The organism is Streptomyces sp. NPDC030809 (assembly GCF_055572195.1).
Genome location: NZ_JBVIDV010000005.1, coordinates 141,410 through 160,583, shown reverse-complemented (window position 1 = coordinate 160,583; position 19,174 = coordinate 141,410). Strand labels below are relative to the sequence as shown.

At 71.9% G+C, this 19,174-nt stretch carries 12 protein-coding genes; 7 read left to right on the top strand and 5 right to left on the bottom strand.

Going from position 1 to position 19,174, the window contains the following annotated elements; all coding sequences use genetic code 11:
• Positions 1–2,383 (top strand): glycoside hydrolase family 9 protein (locus ACZ407_RS09160; RefSeq protein WP_468126821.1); only part of this gene is annotated, 2,383 nt, incomplete at its 5' end.
• Positions 2,384–2,452: 69 nt separating this feature from the next.
• Here the strand turns inward: ACZ407_RS09160 and ACZ407_RS09155 are convergent.
• From ACZ407_RS09155 to ACZ407_RS09135, 5 genes are all read right to left on the bottom strand, one after another.
• Positions 2,453–3,886, bottom strand: coding sequence for an endo-1,4-beta-xylanase (locus tag ACZ407_RS09155; protein WP_468126819.1), 1,434 nt, complete (start codon positions 3,884–3,886; stop codon positions 2,453–2,455).
• Positions 3,887–3,933: 47 nt separating this feature from the next.
• Positions 3,934–4,905, bottom strand: coding sequence for a glycoside hydrolase family 6 protein (locus ACZ407_RS09150; protein ID WP_468126817.1), 972 nt, complete (start codon positions 4,903–4,905; stop codon positions 3,934–3,936).
• Between the two features lie 224 nt (positions 4,906–5,129).
• Positions 5,130–6,590 (bottom strand): glycoside hydrolase family 43 protein, encoded by a 1,461-nt coding sequence (locus ACZ407_RS09145; RefSeq protein ID WP_468126815.1) that lies wholly within the window; start codon positions 6,588–6,590, stop codon positions 5,130–5,132.
• Positions 6,587–8,806, bottom strand: coding sequence for a glycoside hydrolase family 3 N-terminal domain-containing protein (locus tag ACZ407_RS09140; RefSeq protein WP_468126813.1), 2,220 nt, complete (start codon positions 8,804–8,806; stop codon positions 6,587–6,589). Before ACZ407_RS09140 ends, ACZ407_RS09145 begins: the two co-directional genes overlap by 4 nt.
• 10 nt (positions 8,807–8,816) lie before the next feature.
• The gene (locus tag ACZ407_RS09135) at positions 8,817–9,830 is read right to left on the bottom strand and encodes a LacI family DNA-binding transcriptional regulator (RefSeq protein WP_468126811.1); all 1,014 of its coding nucleotides are present in this window, start codon (positions 9,828–9,830) and stop codon (positions 8,817–8,819) included.
• Between the two features lie 230 nt (positions 9,831–10,060).
• Between ACZ407_RS09135 and ACZ407_RS09130 the strand changes: the two genes are divergently transcribed.
• The 6 genes from ACZ407_RS09130 to ACZ407_RS09105 all read left to right on the top strand — a co-directional run bounded on the left by ACZ407_RS09130 (position 10,061) and on the right by ACZ407_RS09105 (position 19,146).
• Positions 10,061–11,353, top strand: a complete 1,293-nt coding sequence (locus ACZ407_RS09130; protein WP_468126809.1) for an extracellular solute-binding protein — start codon at positions 10,061–10,063, stop codon at positions 11,351–11,353.
• Entirely contained in the window at positions 11,334–12,353 is a 1,020-nt protein-coding gene (locus ACZ407_RS09125) for a carbohydrate ABC transporter permease (protein ID WP_468126807.1), read from the top strand. Before ACZ407_RS09130 ends, ACZ407_RS09125 begins: the two co-directional genes overlap by 20 nt.
• Positions 12,350–13,180: a carbohydrate ABC transporter permease gene (locus ACZ407_RS09120; protein ID WP_468126805.1), complete on the top strand. Its 831-nt coding sequence runs from the start codon at positions 12,350–12,352 to the stop codon at positions 13,178–13,180. Before ACZ407_RS09125 ends, ACZ407_RS09120 begins: the two co-directional genes overlap by 4 nt.
• A 118-nt stretch (positions 13,181–13,298) precedes the next feature.
• The gene (locus tag ACZ407_RS09115) at positions 13,299–14,771 is read left to right on the top strand and encodes a non-reducing end alpha-L-arabinofuranosidase family hydrolase (protein WP_468126803.1); all 1,473 of its coding nucleotides are present in this window, start codon (positions 13,299–13,301) and stop codon (positions 14,769–14,771) included.
• Between the two features lie 165 nt (positions 14,772–14,936).
• Positions 14,937–16,505, top strand: a complete 1,569-nt coding sequence (locus ACZ407_RS09110) for a sigma-70 family RNA polymerase sigma factor (protein WP_468126801.1) — start codon at positions 14,937–14,939, stop codon at positions 16,503–16,505.
• 283 nt (positions 16,506–16,788) lie between these two features.
• Positions 16,789–19,146 (top strand): non-reducing end alpha-L-arabinofuranosidase family hydrolase, encoded by a 2,358-nt coding sequence (locus tag ACZ407_RS09105; RefSeq protein WP_468126799.1) that lies wholly within the window; start codon positions 16,789–16,791, stop codon positions 19,144–19,146.
• Positions 19,147–19,174 lie beyond the last annotated feature (28 nt).

Genomic DNA, 19,174 nt, shown 5'->3' with positions numbered 1-19,174 from the left:
TCCCCCAACCCCCCCGCCTCGGCCCCCCCCCCCCCCCCCCCCCCCCGCCGCCGACACGCCCGTCAGGGTCAACCAGCTCGGCTACCTGCCCGACGGCCCCAAGCGGGCCACCGTGGCCGACTCCGCGACCGCCCCCCTCCCCTGGCAACTGCACGACGCCTCCGGCACCGTGGTCGCCACGGGCACCACCACCGTGCACGGTGCCGACCAGGCCTCCGGCCAGTCCGCGCACCTGGTGGACTTCGGCGCCTACACCGGCACCGGAACCGGCTTCACCCTGGTCGCGGGCGGCCGGACCAGCCACCCCTTCGACATCTCCGCCTCGCTGTACGACGGACTGCGCGCCGACAGCATGTCGTTCTTCTACCAGCAGCGCAGCGGGATCGCGATCGACGCCGCCCTGGTGGACGGCAGTGCCCATGCCCGCCCCGCCGGGCACCTGGGCGCCGCCCCGAACAAGGGCGACACCAGCGTCCCCTGCCAGCCGGGAGTGTGCGACTACGCCCTGGACGTGCGCGGCGGCTGGTACGACGCCGGCGACCACGGCAAGTACGTGGTCAACGGCGGCATATCCGTCTGGGAACTGGTCAACTCCTATGAACGCGCCAGGCGTTCGGGTGCAGACGCGGCGCTCGGCGACGGGACGCTGCGGGTGCCGGAGCGCGGCAACGGGACACCGGACGTGCTGGACGAGGCCCGCTGGGAGCTGGAGTTCCTGCTGCGGATGCAGGTCCCGGCCGGGAAGCCGATGGCGGGCATGGCCTTCCACAAGATGCACGACGCCCAGTGGACCGCCCTGCCGACCCGGCCCGAACTCGACCCCGAACGACGCGAGTTGCACAAACCGTCCACCGCCGCCACGCTGAACCTGGCGGCCACCGCAGCGCAGTGTGCCCGGGTGTACGCACCGTACGACTCCGCGTTCGCCGCCCGCTGCCTGGACGCGGCCCGCCGCGCCTGGACGGCTGCCAGGGCGAACCCGAACGTACTCGCCCCCGCCGGCGACAACACCGGCGGCGGAGCCTACGAGGACGCCGACGTGTCCGACGAGTTCTACTGGGCGGCCGCGGAACTCCTGGCCACCACCGGCGAGTCGCAGTACCGGGAGGCCGTCACCTCCTCCCCGCACCACACCAAGCCCGCCGACGCGTTCTGGTGGGGCGGCACCGCCACGCTCGGCCGCATCACCCTCGCCACCGTCCCCGGATCCTTCCTGCCCGCCGAGGACACGGCCCGGCTGCGCGGCCTGCTCACCGCGGCCGCCGACGCCCATCTGTCCACCATGGCCGGCCAGGGCTACGCGGTCCCCCTCCCCGCCACCGGGTACGTGTGGGGCTCCAACAGCGCCGTCGCCAACAACGCGATGGTGCTCGCCGTCGCCTACGAGCTCACCGGCCGGCAGCGCTACCGGACCGGAGCGCTGGAGTCCCTGGACTACCTGCTCGGCCGCAACGCCCTCGACCTCTCCTACGTGACCGGCTACGGGGACCGCTACTCCCAGAACCAGCACCACCGGTTCTGGGCGCACCAGAACGACGCCTCGCTGCCGCACCCCCCGGCGGGCTCCTTCGCGGGCGGTCCGAACGCGGGCCTGGAAGACCCCGTGGCCAAGGAGAAGCTGGCCGGCTGCGCACCGGCCGCGTGCTACGTGGACGACATCGGCTCGTACTCCACCAATGAGGTGGCCGTCAACTGGAACGCCTCGTTGGCGTGGCTGGCGGCCTTCGCGGCCGAGCGGCGCAGCGCCCCGGCGGCGCCCGCGGTCCAGGTGGCGCCGGCGGCCGTGACGGTCCCGGAAGGCGGATCGGCGAAGGTGGGCGTCCGACTCTCGGCGGCCCCCGCGCAGAACGTCACGGTGACGGTGGCCCGGAGCTCCGGGGACCAGGACCTGTCGGCGGCCGCGACCCTGGTGTTCACCCCGGCCGACTGGGCCACGGTGCAGCAGGTCCAGGTCTCCGCCGCGCAGGATGCCGACACGTCCCCGGGCAGCGCCACGTTCTCGGCCGGCGGCGCCGGTGTGCAGACGGCGACGTTCACGGCGACGGAGGCGGACGACGATGCCCCGGCGGCCTCCTGCACGGTGGCGTACCGGATCGACAACGCCTGGGGCAACGGCTTCACGGCGACGGTGACCGTGAAGAACACCGGGACCGAGGCGATCTCCGGCTGGACCCTCGGCTGGAGCTTCGCGGGTGACCAGCGGATCGGCAATGCCTGGAACGCCGCCGTGAGCCAGTCGGGCAGCGCGGTCACCGCCCGGGACGCCGGATGGAACGGCACGCTGGCGCCCGGCGGCAGCGCGAGCTTCGGCTTCCAGGCGGCGTACTCGGGTGCCAACACGGTCCCGGCGGGCTTCACCCTCAACGGTGCACCCTGTTCCTGACCCCCCTCACACCGCGCCCGCCCGCCGACCGGGGAGCCGGTCGGCGGGCGGGCGCGTGCGGGAGGTGCGTCAGGTGCGGGTCCACCGCTGGTTGCCGCCGTTCGAGCAGGTGTAGAGCTGGATCAGGGTGCCGTTGGCGGTGCCGTTGCCGACGGCGTCGAGGCAGAGGCCGGACTGGACTCCGACGATCGAGCCGTCGGAGTTCAGGCGCCATTTCTGGTTGTCGCCGCCCCAGCAGCTGTAGATCTGGACCTTGGCGCCGATGCCGGTGCCGGCGGCATCCAGGCACTTGTTGCCGTAGACCCTGAGCTCGCGCTCGGCGGTGTACGACCACTGCTGGTTGACGCGGTTGTTGCAGTCCCACAGGTTGACCTGGGTGCCGTCGGCGGTGGCGGCCCCGGGCACGTCCAGGCAGCGTCCCGAGCCGACTCCCCTGATCGGCCCGGAACCGGGTGCCGGGGTCGGGGTGGTACCGGCGTTGAGTGCGTTGAGCACGGAGGCGTAGGCGGGCTTCTTGTTGCCGCTGCCGTCGAACAGCAGCGGGGACTGCTCCGACCGCCAGGAGTCGGTGTCGCGCACCCCCCAGACGGTGATGCCGAGGCAGCGCGCAACGGCCAGGCAGTCGTTGGTCACGTTGGCGTACGTCGTGCCCGAGGCGCCCTGGATGTCGAGTTCGGTGACGGCCACGTCCACGCCGAGGGCGGCGAAGCTCTGGAGGGTGGTGCGGAAGTTCGCGTGGTACGGGCTGTCGTTGTTGAAGTGGGACTGGAAGCCGACGCAGTCGATGGGCACGCCGCGCTGCTTGAAGTCCCGGACCATGGCGTACACGGCCTGGGTCTTGGCCCAGGTCCAGTTCTCGATGTTGTAGTCGTTGTAGCAGAGCTTGGCGGCCGGGTCCGCGGCGCGCGCGGTACGGAAGGCGACCTCGATCCAGTCGTTGCCGGTGCGCTGCAGGTTGGAATCGCGCCGGGCCCCCGAACTGCCGTCGGCGAAGGCCTCGTTCACCACGTCCCACTGGGCGATCCGGCCCTTGTAGTGGGCCATCACGCCGTTGATGTGGCGGGTCATCGCCTGCCGCAGCGTGCTGCCGCTGAGGTTCTGCATCCAGCCGGGCTGCTGGGAGTGCCAGGCCAGGGTGTGGCCGCGTACCTGCTTGCCGTTCTGCACCGCCCAGTTGTAGACGCGGTCACCGGCGGCGAAGTCGAACCGGCCCTGCTGCGGTTCGGTGGCGTCGATCTTCATCTCGTTCTCGGGGGTCACCGAATTGAACTCGCGGCCCGCGATCGCCGTGTACGCCGGGTCGCCGAGCCTGCCCGAGGCGATGGCGGCACCGAAGTAGCGGCCGCTCTGCGCCGCCGCACCGCCGAGCGTGCTCTCGGCGGCCTGCGAGGGCGCGGGCGGCACCAGCACGGCAGCCGCGCCGAGGACGCCGACGAACAGCGCCGCTCGCAGTGCGCCGGTCTTCCGGCGGACGGGGGGCGGGGGAATGGCGGGTAATCCCATGAGGAACCTCCAGGACGGACGTGGTGTGTGACGGGGGAGGGGAGGGGTCAGTAGCCGTAGATCATCTTGTAGGCGACCTCCGGCAGGAACTGCCCGGCCGAGGAGCCGGCACCGACACCGCAGTTGCCGTCGGACTCGCCCGGGATCTTGATCCACAGCAGCATCTCGGCACCGCCGCCGCTCCGGCTGGGGGTCCCGATCCGGCGGCCGGCGGGGTTGCACCACTGGCCGTTGGAACCGTTGCCGTTGCGGCTGGTGTCGACGACGAACGGCTTGGTGTAGCCGTAGGAGGCCAGGGCGGAGTTGACCGCGTTGCCATAGGCCGTGTTCTGCTCGGTGGTGAAGTAGTTGGAGACGTTCAGCGCGAAGCCCCGGGCCCCACTGACACCCGCGGCGGCGAGCTGCTGCGCCATGGTGGAGGCGGCCACCCAGCCCGGGTTCCCGGCGTCGAGGTAGACCCAGGTGTTCGGCGCCTTGGCCTTGAACTGGGCGATCGCGTTCTTGAGCATGGCGTTGCGCTCGGCGATCTGAGCGGCCGTCATGCAGCTCTCGTGGCCGAGCGCGTCGGGTTCGAGGACGACGACGGCCGGGCGGTTGCCGATGCCGCCCGCGAAGGCGGCGATCCAGGTGTCGTACGCGGCGCGGCTCCCGGCGCCGCCGCCGGAGTGACCGGCGCAGATGTCCCGGTTGGGGATGTTGTACGCGACCAGGACCGGCAGCTTGTCGGAGGAGTCGGCACGGCCGACGTAGGCGCCGGCGGCCGCGCCGATGTCCCCGCTCCAGTTCCCGAACCAGCGGGCCGCCGGGGTGTTGGCGATGAACGCCCGGATCGCCGCCGCCCGCCCGTCGCCCGGGTTGGCGCCGGCCCAGCGCAGCGCGGAGTTGTCGGGGTCGGTGTAGAACCCGCTGGTCATGGTGGTCGGGTCGGCTGCGTAGGCCGGGCCGGTGCCGGTCAGGGCGAGACCGGCGGCGAGGACACCGGTGAGCAGTGCCGATACGGCTCGGATGCGTGTGCGCATGGTGGTGCTTCCTCCGAGAGGTGGGGAAGTTGGAAGCGCTCCCAGTCTTCCGTGCGGGGGTCGCGCTGTTGGGATGATTGGGGGGTGCGCCACGGTGTGTCAATAGGTTGAACGCAGAACAAACAAATGCCGCCGTCATGCCTCCACAGCTTGGAGGCAGCGCTCGGCCGGGACCCGCGACCATGCCCCTGACCAGGTGCGCAGCCGCGAGGAGCCGGGGCGGTTCACCCGCCGTTCCCGCCCGGGTACGTGAGGGTGAACCACCTGAAGTGGGCCTCGCTGGTGGAGGGGCGGCCGTGGGAGGTGGCGTACAGGCCGAGCTGGACGCTGGTGAACAGCGGGGTGAGGAAGGTGGCGTCGAGGGTGGTCAGGTCCTGCCAGGCGCCGTCCGGTGCCGCGTGGGCGAAGGTGTGGCGGAAGCCGCGGATGCGGACCCCCAGGCGGACGGGGCCCGGGGGGAGGCGGGTGGCGGCCAGGACCTCGGGACCGCGGCGGAGGACGAGCCCTTCCGCGGTGCGGAGGAAGAGGAGGTGTCTGTCGTCGTCGAGGACCACGGCGAGGCCCGCCTGTTCGTCCGGTGCGGCGGGGGTGAAACGCAGTTCGGTGGAGACCTCGCAGTCGGGATGTTCCTGGGGCCGTACCAGCAGGGACGGTGTGGTGCGCTCGCCCAGCCGTTCGGGGCGCAGCCGCAGGCGGAGCCCGTCCCCGGTGCTCCAGAACGGCGCGCGGGGGGTGCGCAGGGTGCTCCAGTCGGCGGAGAGGGTGGCGAAGTCCTCGTGGAGGGGGCGCCGAGGGGCCCTGTGGACGACGGGGGAGAAGAGCGGCAGGCCGTCGTCCCAGTCGATCCGGCTGAGGAACGTCTCGCGGCCGAGGGCGGAGCCCGGCCGGACGCCCAGCAGCACGGCCCGCCAGTCACCGTGCGGGGTCCGGACGAGGTCGGCGTGCCCGGTGCAGGTGACCGGGCCCTCGGCGGGCGGCAGCACCGGGTTGCCGGGGGCGCCGCGGTAGGGGCCGGTCACGCGGTCGGCGCGGGCCGCCACCACGCTGTGGTCCACGTCCGTACCGCCCTCCGCGGTGAGCAGGACGTAGCTCCCGCCGACCTTGTAGAGGTGCGGGGCCTCCGACCACCGGGCGCCCGGGCGGCTCCCCGCCCACAGGACGTGCTCCGGCCCCGTGAGCCGCCGTTCGTCCGGAAGGTATTCGCGCATCCAGATCTCGGTGCGCCCGGCGGCCTCGTCCACCACGCGGGCGGCGGTGAACCAGGCCCGGCCGTCCCCGCCGTCCGGTCCGTCGTCGAAGAACAGCGACGGATCGAAGCCCTCGCCGTCCAGCCAGTGCGGATGGGACCAGGGCCCGGCCGGGTCGGTCGCGGTGACCACGAAGTGCCCGGGACCGTCCATCAGCGTGCAGACGAGGTGGAAGACCCCGCCATGGTGCCGGATGGTCGGAGCGAACAGGCCCCGTGAGGGCCCGCACCCGTCCAGGTCGAGCTGGGACGGCCGGTCGAGCGCGGACCCGATGCGCCGCCAGTCGAGGAGATCGCGGCTGTGGAACACGGGAAGACCCGGGAACCACTCGAAGCTGGACGTCACCAGGTAGTAGTCCGCTCCCACCCGGCAGACCGACGGGTCGGGCCGGAACCCGGGCAGCACGGGATCACCGGAGAATCCGGAGAATCCGGTCATGGCACGGGGGTGATCTCGACCGGCACGGACAGCACCCGGTCGGCCCCCGGGTGGCGTACAGGGCCCTCCAGGGTGAAGGAGCCCCGGAGCGAAAGGTCGCCGCTGGACCGTCCGACCGCCACGCCCACCTCCCCGGGTTCCACTCTCCGGCGCAGGTCGAGCCCCGTGAAGGAGGTCCGGTCGGCGTGGACGGAGAAGGTGACGCGGGCGGCCGCACCCGGCCGCAGTTCGACCCTGGCGAATCCGGCGAGCCACCGCTGCGGGCGGACGACGGACGCCACGGGGTCGGAGAGGTACAGCTGGACCACCTCCGTCCCGGTCACCTCGCCGACGTTGCGTACGGTGACGGACACGGCGACCGTCCCGTCCGTCGCGGCGACGGGGTCCACCGCGAGGTCCGCGCAGGTGAAGTCGGTCCAGCTCAGCCCGTGTCCGAAGGGGAACAGCGGGGTCGGGTCCACCGAGCTCCAGGGGGTGTGCCCGCCGAGCCTGCCGTGCAGGTAGGTGCCCGGCTGCCCGCCGGCCCGCCGGGGGATGGAGACGGGCAGCCGCCCGGCCGGTTCCGCGGCCCCGCCGATGATCCGGGCCAGCGCCGTCCCGCCCTCCTCCCCGGGGAAGAAGGCCTGTACGACGGCCGATGCTCGCTCGGCCAGCCCGCCGAGCGCGTAGGGCCGTCCGGAGACGAGGACCAGGACGGTCGGCACCCCGGAATCCAGAACGGCCGAGGCGAGCGCGGCCTGGTCGCCGGGCAGGTCGAGGGTCTCCGCGTCGCAGCCCTCCCCGGAGGTGCCCCGGCCGAACAGGCCCGCCCGGTCGCCGAGCACCAGCACGTTCACGTCGGGGTCCTCCCGGGTCACCGTGAACCCGGCGGCGGTGAGCGCCTCGCCGAGCGTCGGTATCTCCACCCCGGGATCGCCGGGCGGCGCGACGTGGTTGGGGAAGGAGTAGCAGCCGAGGAAGGACTGCGGGTCGTCGGCGTACGGCCCGGCGAGCGCCACCCGGCACGGCCGCAGCGGCAGGACGCCGTCGTTGGCGAGCAGCACGGTGGACCGTTCGGCCAGGAGCCTGGCCAGGGCCCGGTTCTCCGGCGGGTCGAGGTCCACCGGCTCGGGCTCGGCCGGTTCCCAGTCGGGGTCGAGGAGGCCGAGTTCGGCCTTCTGCCGCAGCACCCGCTCCGCCGCCCGGTCGACGAGCTCCTCGGACAGCTCTCCCGACCGCACGCGTTCCGTCAGCGGCGCGCCGTAGCAGCGGGCCGTGGGCAGCTCCACGTCGATTCCGGCGGTCAGGGCCAGCGCGCCGGCTGCGCCGCGGGATCCGGCGACCCCGTGCCGGGTCTCCAGGAAGGAGACGGCGTAGTAGTCGGCGACGAGCACCCCGCTGAAGCCCAGGTCTTCCCTGAGCAGCCCGGTCAGCAGCCGTTCGTCGGCCGCCACCGGGACCCCGTCCACGTCGGTGTAACTGTTCATCACCGACCGGGCCCCGCCCTCGCGCAGGGCCCGTACGAAGGGCTCGACGAACACGTCGCCGAACTCGCGCGGCCCCGAGGCGACCGGTGCCATGTTCCGGCCGCCGCGCGAGGCCGAGTACCCGGCGAAGTGCTTGAGCGTGGCCACGATCCCGGCGGCTTCCAGCCCCTGCACGTAGGCGGTGCCGATCGCTCCGACGAGGTAGGGGTCCTCGCCGATGCACTCCTCGGTCCTGCCCCACCGGTAGTCGCGGACCACGTCGAGCACCGGGGCCAGCCCCTGGTGGACGCCGACCCGCCGCATCCCGGTGCCGATGGCGGCGGCCATCCGGCGCACGAGCCCGGGATCGAAGGAGGCGCCCCAGGCCAGGGGCCCGGGGAAGACCGTCGCCCCCAGCGTCATGAACCCGGTCAGGCACTCCTCGTGGGCCACTGCCGGGATGGCGAACCGGCCGGATCCGGTCACCTGTCGCTGGAGCGAGGCGAGCCGCTCCATGCCGGCTTCCGCCGGGACGGGCGCGGTGCCGAACACGCGGGTGAGCTGGCCGAGTCCGTGGCCGACGAGGTCGTCGAGGCCGGGCGCGGACTCGCCGGAGTCGTCCTCCACCGGCGCGACCGGTGCCCCCGGATCGGAGGGCAGCGCCCAGAAGCCGGTGAGCTGGCCCGCCTTCTCTTCCAGGGTCATGCGTTCCAGCAGGTCGGCCACCCGTACGGACACGGGCAGCAGGGGGTCGCGCCAGGGCTCGGTCAAAGGAGTTCTCCTAGAGACGGGGCGGGGCGGTGGAGAGCCGGACCTTGAGCTCGGTCGAGAGCTCCATCCGGGGGCTGACCAGGGGCTGGCCGTCCAGGAGCTGGAAGAGCGTGCGGGCGGCGAGCCGGCCCATCTCCTCCAGCGGCTGGCGCACCGTCGTCAGCGGCGGTGACAGCCATTCGCACATCGGCAGGTCGTCGAACCCGACCACGCTGAGGTCCTGCGGGACGCTCAGACCGCGCTGCCGGGCGGCTTCGTACACGCCCATCGCCTGCTGGTCGCTGCCGGCGAAGACGGCGGTCGGCGGCTCGGGGAGGGCCAGCAGCTCCCGGGCGCACCGGAAGCCGCCCTCGTGCTGGAAGTCGCCGAAACGGATCAAGTCGCGGTCGACTTCGACCCCGGCCCGCTCCAGCGCCGCCCGGTAGCCGTCGATACGGGCCTGGCTGCAGAGCATCTCCCTGCGCCCCCCGATCGCGGCGATCCGGCGGTGTCCCAGCTCCAGCAGGTGCTCGGTGGCGGCCAGGCCGCCCGCCCAGTTGGTCGCGCCGATGCTCGGCACCCCGTTGCCGGGCAGGTCGATGGGGTCGATGACGACCAGCGCCACCCCGGCCTCTTCGATCTGGGCGCGCTGGGCCCGGGTGACGGAGGCGGTGACGAGGATGACGCCGTCACTGTGGTGCAGGACCGGCAGTGCGGCCCAGCTCGACGGGGTGGCCTCGCCGGGCGGGACGAGCGAGACGACGGTGCCCACGCTCCGCTGTGCGCACTCGGCCTCGACGCCGCGCAGTATCTCCACCGCCCAGGCGCTGTCCAGACCGCCGATGATCAGGTCCACCAGGCCGGACCTGCGGGCCCTGCCCTGGCGGCCGGGGTGGAGGTAGTTGTGGGAGTGCAGCAGCCGCTCGATCCGTTCACGAGTCGAAGGCGCCACGTCGGAGCGTCCGTTGATCACCTTGGACACGGTGGCCTGGGAGACCCCGGCCTCGGCGGCGATGACGGCCAGGGTCGGACGCGGCTCGCTCAACTTCTCTCCTCTGCGTGTACGCCTCGGGCTGGCGACAGGTATCGCAAACTTTCGATGAGTCTCCGGGCGCCGTGAGCGGGTTGTCAACAGTCAAGAAGGCTCCAGGCAACGGGAATTCGGTGAAATGCCTTGACCGGGCGATCGTGTGTTCCTAGTTTGTGGCACCACGAATTCGAGAATGTTGCGAAACATTTTCGAACTCGCACCGGCATCCCCCTCCCGGAGGTTCCATGGCCAGCACACCCCCGAGCCGACGAAGCTTCCTTGCGCTCTCGGGCCTGACCGCTCTGTCCGCCTCGCTGACCGCGGCCTGCGGCGGCGGAGAATCCGGCGCGGGCCCGGGCGCCGACGGCAAAGTCACTCTGGCGTGGTGGAACATCGCCACGACGGAGCCGGGCAAGTCCCTGTTCCCGCAGATCTCCTCGGCGTTCACGGCCGCTCACCCCGGCATCTCGATCAAGACGACCTCGTTGGAGAACGAGGCGTTCAAGTCCAAGCTGACGGCCACCACCGCCTCGGGCCGGCTCCCGGACGTCTTTCAGACCTGGGGCGGCGGGGTCCTGCGGCAGCAGGTCGATGCGGGACTGGTCGAGGACCTCACCGACGCGTTCGGCTGGTCGTCCGACCTCACCCCCGTCTCGCTGCAGGCCTACCGGTTCGAGGGCCGGACCTACGCGGTGCCCTACGACGTCGGCATGGTCGGCTTCTGGTACAACAAGAGGCTCTTCGCCGAGGCGGGCATCACCGCCCCGCCGGCCACCTGGGCCGGGTTCCTGGAAGCCGCAAGGAAGCTCAAGGCCGCGGGCATCACGCCGATCGCCCTCGCGGGCAAGGAGAAGTGGCCGGGCCACTTCTACTGGGCCTACCTCGCGATGCGCGTCGCAGGACTCCCCGCCCTGCAACAGGCCGCCACCACCAAGGACTTCACCGGCGCCGGATTCGTACGGGCGGGCGTCCTCCTCAAGGAGCTGGTCGACCTGCAGCCGTTCCAGACCGGCTTCCTCGGCGCCGGCTACGCCACCCCGGGCGGCCAGGCGGCGACCATGGGCAACGGCAAGGCCGCCATGGAGCTGATGGGGCAGTGGGGGCCCTCGGTCCAGAAGGACGCGGGCGCGGACCTCGGAGCGGACCTCGGCTTCTTCCCCTTCCCGGCGGTCGAGGGGGGCGCCGGCCAGGTCACCGAAGTGCTCGGCGGCGGCGGCGGTTTCGCGCTGCGCAAGGGTGCGCCGAAGGAGGCGATGGACTTCCTGAAGTTCTTCGTCCTGGAGAACGAGGCGAAGCTGCTCGCCTCCAACGGCTACCTGCCGGTGGTCAAGGGCGCGGAGAGCCGGCTCGCCGACGCCAACAAGAAGGCCGTGGCCGACAGCCTGCTCAAGGCGACGGGTTTCCAGCTCTTCCTCGACCAGGCCTACCCGCCGGCGGTCGGCCAGGAGATCAACGACAGCGTCGCCGACCTCATCGCGGGCAGGAAGACGCCCGAGCAGGTCACCCGCTCGATCACCGATGCCGCGAAGGGTGCCTAGCTCCGTGGCCACGCCGACCAAGGAGCGCACGCAGGACACCGCGCCTGCGGGCCGGGCCGCCCCGGCACGCACCCTCCTGCGCGGTCTGCGCGGTCTGCACGGCCTGCGCGGCTGGGCGTCGGTCGCCTGGTTCCTCGTCCCGGCTCTGGTCCTCTTCCTGGTCTTCGTCCTCGCCCCGATCGCCGTCGCCGTCTGGACCGGGTTCCACAAGTGGGGCGGGATCGGCCCCATGGACGACTTCGTCGGCTTCGGGAACTACGCCGCCCTGTTCGGCGATCAGGTCTTCCTCGGCGATCTGGCGCACGGGCTGTACCTGATCGCCCTGTCGCTCACGGTGCAGTTGCCGTTCGCGCTGTTCACCGCCGTTCTGCTGAACCGGCGACTGCGCGGCCGGGCCGTCTACCGGATGCTGTTCTTCGCGCCGTACGTGCTGTCCGAGGTGGTCACGGCGGTCCTGTTCACGATGATCCTCCTCCCCGGCGACGGGATGGCCGACCAACTGGCCGGCGCGCTCGGCCTGGAGGGGCTGCAGGGCAGGTGGCTCGCCGACCCCTCGACGGTCATACCGACCCTGTTCGTGGTCATGACCTGGAAGTACTTCGGCTTCCACATGATGCTCTTCCTCGCCGGGCTGCAAGGCATCCCGGCCGAGGTCATGGAGGCCGCCGCCATCGACGGCGCCGGCGCCTGGCAGAGCTTCCGCCGCGTGACGCTGCCCCTGCTCGGCCCCACCATCCGCATCAGCGTGTTCCTTTCGGTCATCGGGGCCATCCAGCTCTTCGACCTCGTGTGGGTCATGACCGCCGGCGGGCCCAACCACTCCTCCGAGACGATGGCGATCTCGATGTTCCAGTTCGGGTTCAAGCGCTACCAGGTCGGCTACGCCAGTGCGATCAGCGTGGTGCTCTTCATGATCAGCTTGGTCTTCTCCCTCTTCTACCAGCGCTACGTGCTGCGCCGCGACCTGAGCGGGGCCCTCACCGCGGGAGGTGCCCGGTGAACGCCCGCAGAACGGTGCGGGGCCTCTCGCTGCACGCCGTGGTCTGGCTGATCGGCGCGTTCGTCGCCGTGCCGCTGGTCTACGCGGTGGTCTCCGGTTTCAAGAGCACCGGCGAGCTGACGGCCAATCCGTTCGGCCGGCCGGAGCACTGGAGGGCCGCCAACTACACCGGCATCCTCGGCGACGGGATGTTCTGGAGGCAGATCGCCAACAGCGCGGGCATCGCGATCGGCACCACGTGCTGCACGGTGGCGGCGTCCGCGATGGCGGCGTTCGTCCTCGCCCGCTACGCCTTCCGGGGGAGGGAGCTGTTCTACACCCTGTTCACCATCGGGCTCATGTTCCCGTTCGCGGTGGCCGTCCTGCCGCTGTTCCTGCTGCTGCGCACCTTCGGCCTGCTCGACAACCCGCTCGGGGTGATCCTCCCGCAGGCGGCCTTCGGACTCCCCATGACGATCGTCATTCTGCGCGGCTTCTTCCGTACCGTCCCGGCAGAAGTCGAAGAGGCCGCCATCATGGACGGCTGCGGCAAGTTCCGCTTCTTCTGGCAGATCCTCCTGCCCATGGCGCGTCCGGCGCTCGGGACGGTCTCGGTGCTGGCGGTCGTCGCGAGCTGGAACAACTTCTTCCTGCCCCTGCTGGTGTTCAACGACCCGAAATGGCAGACGGTTCCGGTCGGAGTCCAGCAGTTCCAGGGCCAGTACTCGACGGACTACGCCCTCGTCCTCGCCTACATCGTGCTCGCCATGGTGCCCGCCCTCGCGTTCTACGCCGTCGCCGAGCGGCAGCTGGTCGGCGGCCTCACCGCGGGCGCCACCAAGGGCTGACCCGTCCCGGGCGGCCCCGGAAGCGGCCTCGCCCATGCCGTCCGCACTCTTCCGTTCCGCATTTTGTTAGCGCTAACATCCCGGTCACTCCACCCCCCTCCCGCAAAGGAGCCTTCCCATGTGGTTTCGCCGCCCGTACGCGGTGCATGTGAGACGCCTGCCGGCCGTCCTCCTGCCGTTGCTGCTCCTGACCGCCTTCCTGACCGTGCAGCCCGCCAGGGCGGCGACCGTCGATCCCAACGCCTCGTACGTGCTGGTCAACCGCAACAGCGGCAAGGCCCTGGACGTCTACAACCTGGCGACCGGCGACGGCGCCCGCATCACCCAGTGGACCAGGAACGACCAGAACCAGCAGCAGTGGCGGCTCGTCGACTCCGGCGGCGGCTACTACCGCATCACCTCCCGCCACTCCGGCAAGGTGCTGGACGTGCAGAACGCGTCCACCGCGAACGGCGCCGCGATCGTCCAGTGGACCGACGTGAACGCGACCAACCAGCAGTGGCGGCTGGCCGACAGCCCGGACGGCTACGTGAGGCTCATCGCGCGCCACAGCGGCAAGGCCCTCGAAGTGCAGGGCGGATCCACCGCCGACGGCGCGAACATCGTCCAGTACGACGACTGGGGCGGCACCAACCAGCAGTGGCAGCTCGTCAAGGCCGGAGCGGGCAGCCCCGGCACGTGCGCCCTCCCGACCGCGTACCGCTGGAGCTCCACGGGCGCGCTGGCCCAGCCCAAGGCAGGATGGGCCTCCCTCAAGGACTTCACCGTCGCCCCGTACAACAGCAAGCACCTCGTCTACGCGACGACGCACGGCGCGGGCACGGGGACCGGCTGGGGCTCGATGAACTTCGGCCTGTTCGGCAACTGGCCGGAGATGGCCTCCGCCGCACAGAACACGATGGCCGACTCCGCCGTCGCGCCCACCCTCTTCTACTTCGCGCCGAAGAGCATCTGGGTGCTCGCCTACCAGTGGGGCGGAAGCGCCTTCTCCTACCGGACCTCGACCGACCCGGCCAACCCCAACGGCTGGTCCGCCCCGCAGACCCTCTTCTCCGGAAGCCTCCCCGGGCCCGGTACGGGACCCATCGACCAGACGCTCATCGCCGACGGCACGAACATGTACCTGTTCTTCGCCGGGGACAACGGCAAGATCTACCGGGCCAGCATGCCCATCGGGAACTTCCCGGGCAGCTTCGGCTCCTCGTACACGACGGTCATGAGCGACACGACGAACAACCTGTTCGAAGCCCCCCAGGTCTACAAGCTCCAGGGCCAGGACCGCTACCTCATGCTCGTCGAGGCGATCGGCTCGCAGGGCCGCTACTTCCGCTCGTTCACGGCCACCAGTCTCAGCGGTTCGTGGACGCCCCAGGCCGCGACCGAGGGCAACCCCTTCGCCGGCAAGGCCAACAGCGGGGCCACCTGGACCAACGACATCAGCCACGGCGAACTGATCCGCACCACCGCCGACCAGACCTTCACCGTCGACCCCTGCCGCCTGCAGTTCCTCTACCAGGGACGCGACCCCAACTCCGGCGGCGACTACGGCCAGTGGCCCTACCGGCCCGGCCTGCTGACACTCCAGCGCTGAGGGTGTGACACCGGTCCGGCCCCGCAGGGCGCGGGACGGCGGGCCCGGCCTCGTGCCGGGCGCGCCGTCCCGCATGCCCGGGGCCCGGGGGCACCGGCTTTGGCCGCGTGCGTGCGCGGACGTTAGGGTCGGTCGCCGTGTACCAGGAAGGCGGGGGCAGGGCTCATGAATGCGGATCACGTGGGGCTGGTCCTCGCAGCTCAGGCCGGTGACGCCCGGGCGCGCGAAGAGCTGGTCGCCGCCTACCTGCCGTTGGTCTACAACATCGTCCGGCGAGCGCTGAGCGGACATGCCGACGTCGACGACGTCGTCCAGGAGACGCTGCTGCGCGCCGTGCGCGACCTGCCCGCCCTGCGGGCCCCCGAGAGCTTCCGCTCCTGGCTGGTGTCGATCACCCTGCGCCAGATGAAGGCCCACTGGCAACGGCAGCACACCTTCACCGACCGGACCGCGGCCCTCGACGAGGCGTCCGCGATACCGGCCGTCGGCGCCGAACCCGAGGACGCGGCGATCCTGCGCCTGCACGTGGCGGACGAGCGCCGCCAGATCGCCGAAGCCGGGCGGTGGCTCGACCCGGACCACCGGGTGCTCCTGTCCCTGTGGTGGCAGGAGCAGGCCGGCCTCCTGAGCCGTGAGGAGACGGCCGCCGCGACGGGCCTCACCCTCGCCCACACCGGAGTGCGCCTGCAGCGCATGCGCGAGCAACTCGACCTGAGCCGGACGATCGTCGCCGCGCTGGCGGCCCGCCCGCGCTGTCCGCAGCTGGACGAGACCGTCGCCGGCTGGGACGGACTCCGCACCTCGGTGTGGCGCAAGAGGATCGCGCGGCACACCCGCGACTGCCCGGTCTGCACGGCGACGGCCACCCGCCGGGTCCCCGCCGAGCTCCTGCTGCTCAGCCTCGCGCCGCTCACCGTCCCGGCCGGACTGCTCGCCGCGCTGGCCGCCAAGGGCCTGCTGTCGGGGTCGGCAGCGGGCACCGCAGGGCTGGCCGCGGCACCGGTGGCCGCCGCCACGGCCACCGGCGGAGGCGGCCTGAAGGGCGTACTGGCCGGCAAGCTGCCCGCGGTGACCGCCCATCCGCTGATCGGCCTCGCCGCCGGTGCGGTGCTCATCACCGGGACCGCGACCTACGCGACCTGGCCGGAACCGGAGCACCGGGCGCCCGGCGCCGTCGCCGCTCCGACGGCGGCCGCCACGAGGGCGGGCAGCCCCACGCCGCACGCGCCCGCGCCGGTCCCGTCGAGCACCCGCCCGGCCGCCGCACCGCCGTCGGCGAGTCCGTCCGCCGCCGCAGGGACGGTTCCGCTGGGCGCACGATCGCTGGAATCCGCCGACGAACCCGCCTCGTACCTCGCGTATGCCGGCGACTTCGCGACGCTCGGCCGGCTGTCGGCGTCCAGCAGCCCGCAGGCACGGCAGCGGGTCAGGTTCACGGTGGTCCGCGGACTGGCCGACGCGGAGTGCGTCACGTTCCGTGCCGCCGACGGCCGCTACCTGCGCCACAGCTACCTGCGGCTGCGGCTGAGCCCGGACGACGGCAGCGCCCTGTTCCGGGAGGACGCCACCTTCTGTCCGCGCCCCGGGTCGGTCGCCGGGTCGGTGACCCTGCACGCCCACAACTATCCCGGATCGGTCCTCCGCCACCGCGACGGCGGCATCTGGCTGGACGGCTCCGACGGCACGCGCGCCTTCGCCGGCCAGGCGTCCTTCCTCGTACGCGGCGCCCGCTAGGACACGGCCCGGGGAGTCGGGGAGGGACCACCGGTCCGCGGGAGGGGCATAACGCTTTTCGCCTGTGGGATGGATCACCGGGCGATCACGGGGGTGGCGCCGTCGTTTTCGTTACGCGCCCCCGGCCCCGGAAGCCTCCACTTCGTGGGGCGCCCCTTCCTCCCGCTCACCGTGCGTGGCGGCGTGGGGGTCCCCATCCCCACGACGTATCCCTCAAGGAAGCACTCCTCATGAAGCGACATCCCCTCGCACCCCGGACGACCCGCACCCCCCGGGGTGGCGCATGAGGGGCGTGCACCGGCTCCGCCGGCGCCGCCGCACCTGGGTCATCGGCCTGTCGGCCGCATCGTTGCTGGCGGGGGCCGCGACGCTCCTGCCCGGCTCGGCCGGGGCCGCAGCCCTGGGCACCCAGGCGGCCCCCTCGGGCAGGTACTTCGGTACCGCCGTGGCCGCCGGCAGGCTCGCAGACCCGGCGTACACCGCGATCTCGGACCGGGAATTCACCATGATCACCCCGGAGAACGAGATGAAGTGGGACGCCACCGAGCCGTCCCGCGGCCGCTTCGACTTCGGCCCCGCGGACCGGATCGCCGACCGTGCAGCGGCGCACGGCCAGCGCCTGCGCGGCCACACCGCCGTCTGGCACTCGCAGCTGCCCTCCTGGGTCGGCGCGATCCACGACGCGGACACGCTGCGCAGCGTGATGAAACACCACATCACCGCCCTGATGGACCACTACAAGGGCAGGATCTACGCCTGGGACGTGGTCAACGAGGCGTTCGCCGACGGCGGCAGCGGCGGCCTGCGCAGCTCGGTCTTCCAGAAGGTGCTGGGCAACGGCTTCGTGGAGGAAGCGTTCCGCACCGCCCGCGCAGCCGACCCCTCCGCCAAGCTCTGCTACAACGACTACAACATCGAGAACTGGACGGACGCCAAGACCCAGGGCGTCTACCGCATGGTCAAGGACTTCGCGTCCCGCGGTGTGCCGATCGACTGCGTCGGATTCCAGAGCCACTTCGGGGCGGGCGGACCGCCGGCGAGCTTCAGGACCACCCTGGCCGCCTTCGCCGCCCTGGGCGTCGACGTCCAGATCACCGAGCTGGACATCGCCGGGGCGTCCCCCGCCGCCTACGCCGACACGGTCAGGACCTGCCTGTCGGTGGCCCGGTGCACCGGCATCACCGTGTGGGGCGTCCGGGACAGCGACTCCTGGCGCCGAGGCGAAAGCCCCCTGCTGTTCGACGGCAGCGGCAATCCCAAGCCCGCGTACAGCGCCGTCATGAACGCACTCCGCTCCGGCTCCGGCAGCACCCCGTCCGAACCTCCCCGGGGTACCGGGGAGGTCAAGGGCGCGGCCTCCGGCCGCTGCCTCGACGTCCCCGGCTCCGCCACCGCCAACGGCACCCGGGTGCACCTGTGGGACTGCGGCGGGCAGGCCGGCCAGCGCTGGACCCGCACCGCCGCCAAGGAGCTGAAGGTCCACGGCGACAAGTGCCTGGACGCCGAGCGCAAGGGCACCGCCAACGGCACGCCCGTGGTCGTATGGGACTGCAACGGCGGCGCCAACCAGCAGTGGGACGTCCACCCCGACGGCACCATCACCGGCGTCCAGTCCGGGCTGTGCCTCGACGCCGTGGGCGCGGCCACCGGCAACGGCACCCGGATCCAGCTGTACACCTGCGCGTCCGCCGGAAACCAGAAGTGGTCCGCCCCGGCCGGGACGGGCGGCGGCACGTGCGCCCTTCCGTCGAGGTACACGTGGAGTTCCACGGGACCCCTCGCACAGCCGTCCCACGGGTGGGCCGCGGTGAAGGACTTCACCCACGTGATGCACCGGGGCAAGCACCTGGTCTACGCGTCGAGCGCGTCGGGCACCTCGTACGGCTCGATGGCGTTCAGCCCCTTCGCGCACTGGGCGGACATGGCGTCGGCCGGGCAGACCGGGATGAGCCGGCAGGCGGTGGCGCCCACGCTGTTCTACTTCGCGCCGAAGAAGATCTGGGTGCTGGCCTACCAGTGGGGCGCAGCACCGTTCAGCTACCGCACGTCGAGCGATCCGACCGACCCCGACGGCTGGTCCGCGCCGCAGCCCCTGTTCACCGGCCGCCTCCCCGACTCCGGCACCGGCCCGATCGACCAGGCCCTGATCGCCGACGACCGCACCATGTACCTGTTCTTCGCCGGGGACAACGGCAAGATCTACCGCGCGAGCATGCCGATCGGGAACTTCCCGGGCAGCTTCGGCACCGCGTACACCACGGTCATGAGCGACACGGCGAAGAACCTGTTCGAGGCACCGCAGGTCTACAAGGTCCAGGGCCGGAACCAGTACCTCATGATCGTCGAGGCCCGGGGGGCGAACGAGCGCCGCTACTTCCGCTCGTTCACGGCCACCAGTCTCAGCGGTTCGTGGACGCCCCAGGCCGCGACCGAGGGCAACCCCTTCGCCGGCAAGGCCAACAGCGGCGCCGCCTGGACCGACGACATCAGCCACGGTGACCTGGTCCGCAGCAACCCCGACCAGACCATGACCGTAGACCCCTGCCGCCTGCAGTTCCTCTACCAGGGCAAGTCCCCGCGCGCGGACGGACCGTACGACCGGCTGCCGTACCGGCCGGGTCTCCTCACCCTGCAGCGCTGAGTCGCCCCGATCCCCGCCGAAACGCAAG

Excerpts from the sequence above, each read along its gene's own strand:
- ACZ407_RS09155 (WP_468126819.1), bottom strand. The coding sequence starts at position 3,886 with ATGGGATTACCCGCCATTCCCCCGCCCCCCGTCCGCCGGAAGACCGGC.
- ACZ407_RS09150 (WP_468126817.1), bottom strand. The coding sequence starts at position 4,905 with ATGCGCACACGCATCCGAGCCGTATCGGCACTGCTCACCGGTGTCCTC.
- ACZ407_RS09145 (WP_468126815.1), bottom strand. The coding sequence starts at position 6,590 with ATGACCGGATTCTCCGGATTCTCCGGTGATCCCGTGCTGCCCGGGTTC.
- ACZ407_RS09130 (WP_468126809.1), top strand. The coding sequence starts at position 10,061 with ATGGCCAGCACACCCCCGAGCCGACGAAGCTTCCTTGCGCTCTCGGGC.
- ACZ407_RS09125 (WP_468126807.1), top strand. The coding sequence starts at position 11,334 with ATGCCGCGAAGGGTGCCTAGCTCCGTGGCCACGCCGACCAAGGAGCGC.
- ACZ407_RS09115 (WP_468126803.1), top strand. The coding sequence starts at position 13,299 with ATGTGGTTTCGCCGCCCGTACGCGGTGCATGTGAGACGCCTGCCGGCC.
- ACZ407_RS09110 (WP_468126801.1), top strand. The coding sequence starts at position 14,937 with ATGAATGCGGATCACGTGGGGCTGGTCCTCGCAGCTCAGGCCGGTGAC.
- ACZ407_RS09105 (WP_468126799.1), top strand. The coding sequence starts at position 16,789 with ATGAGGGGCGTGCACCGGCTCCGCCGGCGCCGCCGCACCTGGGTCATC.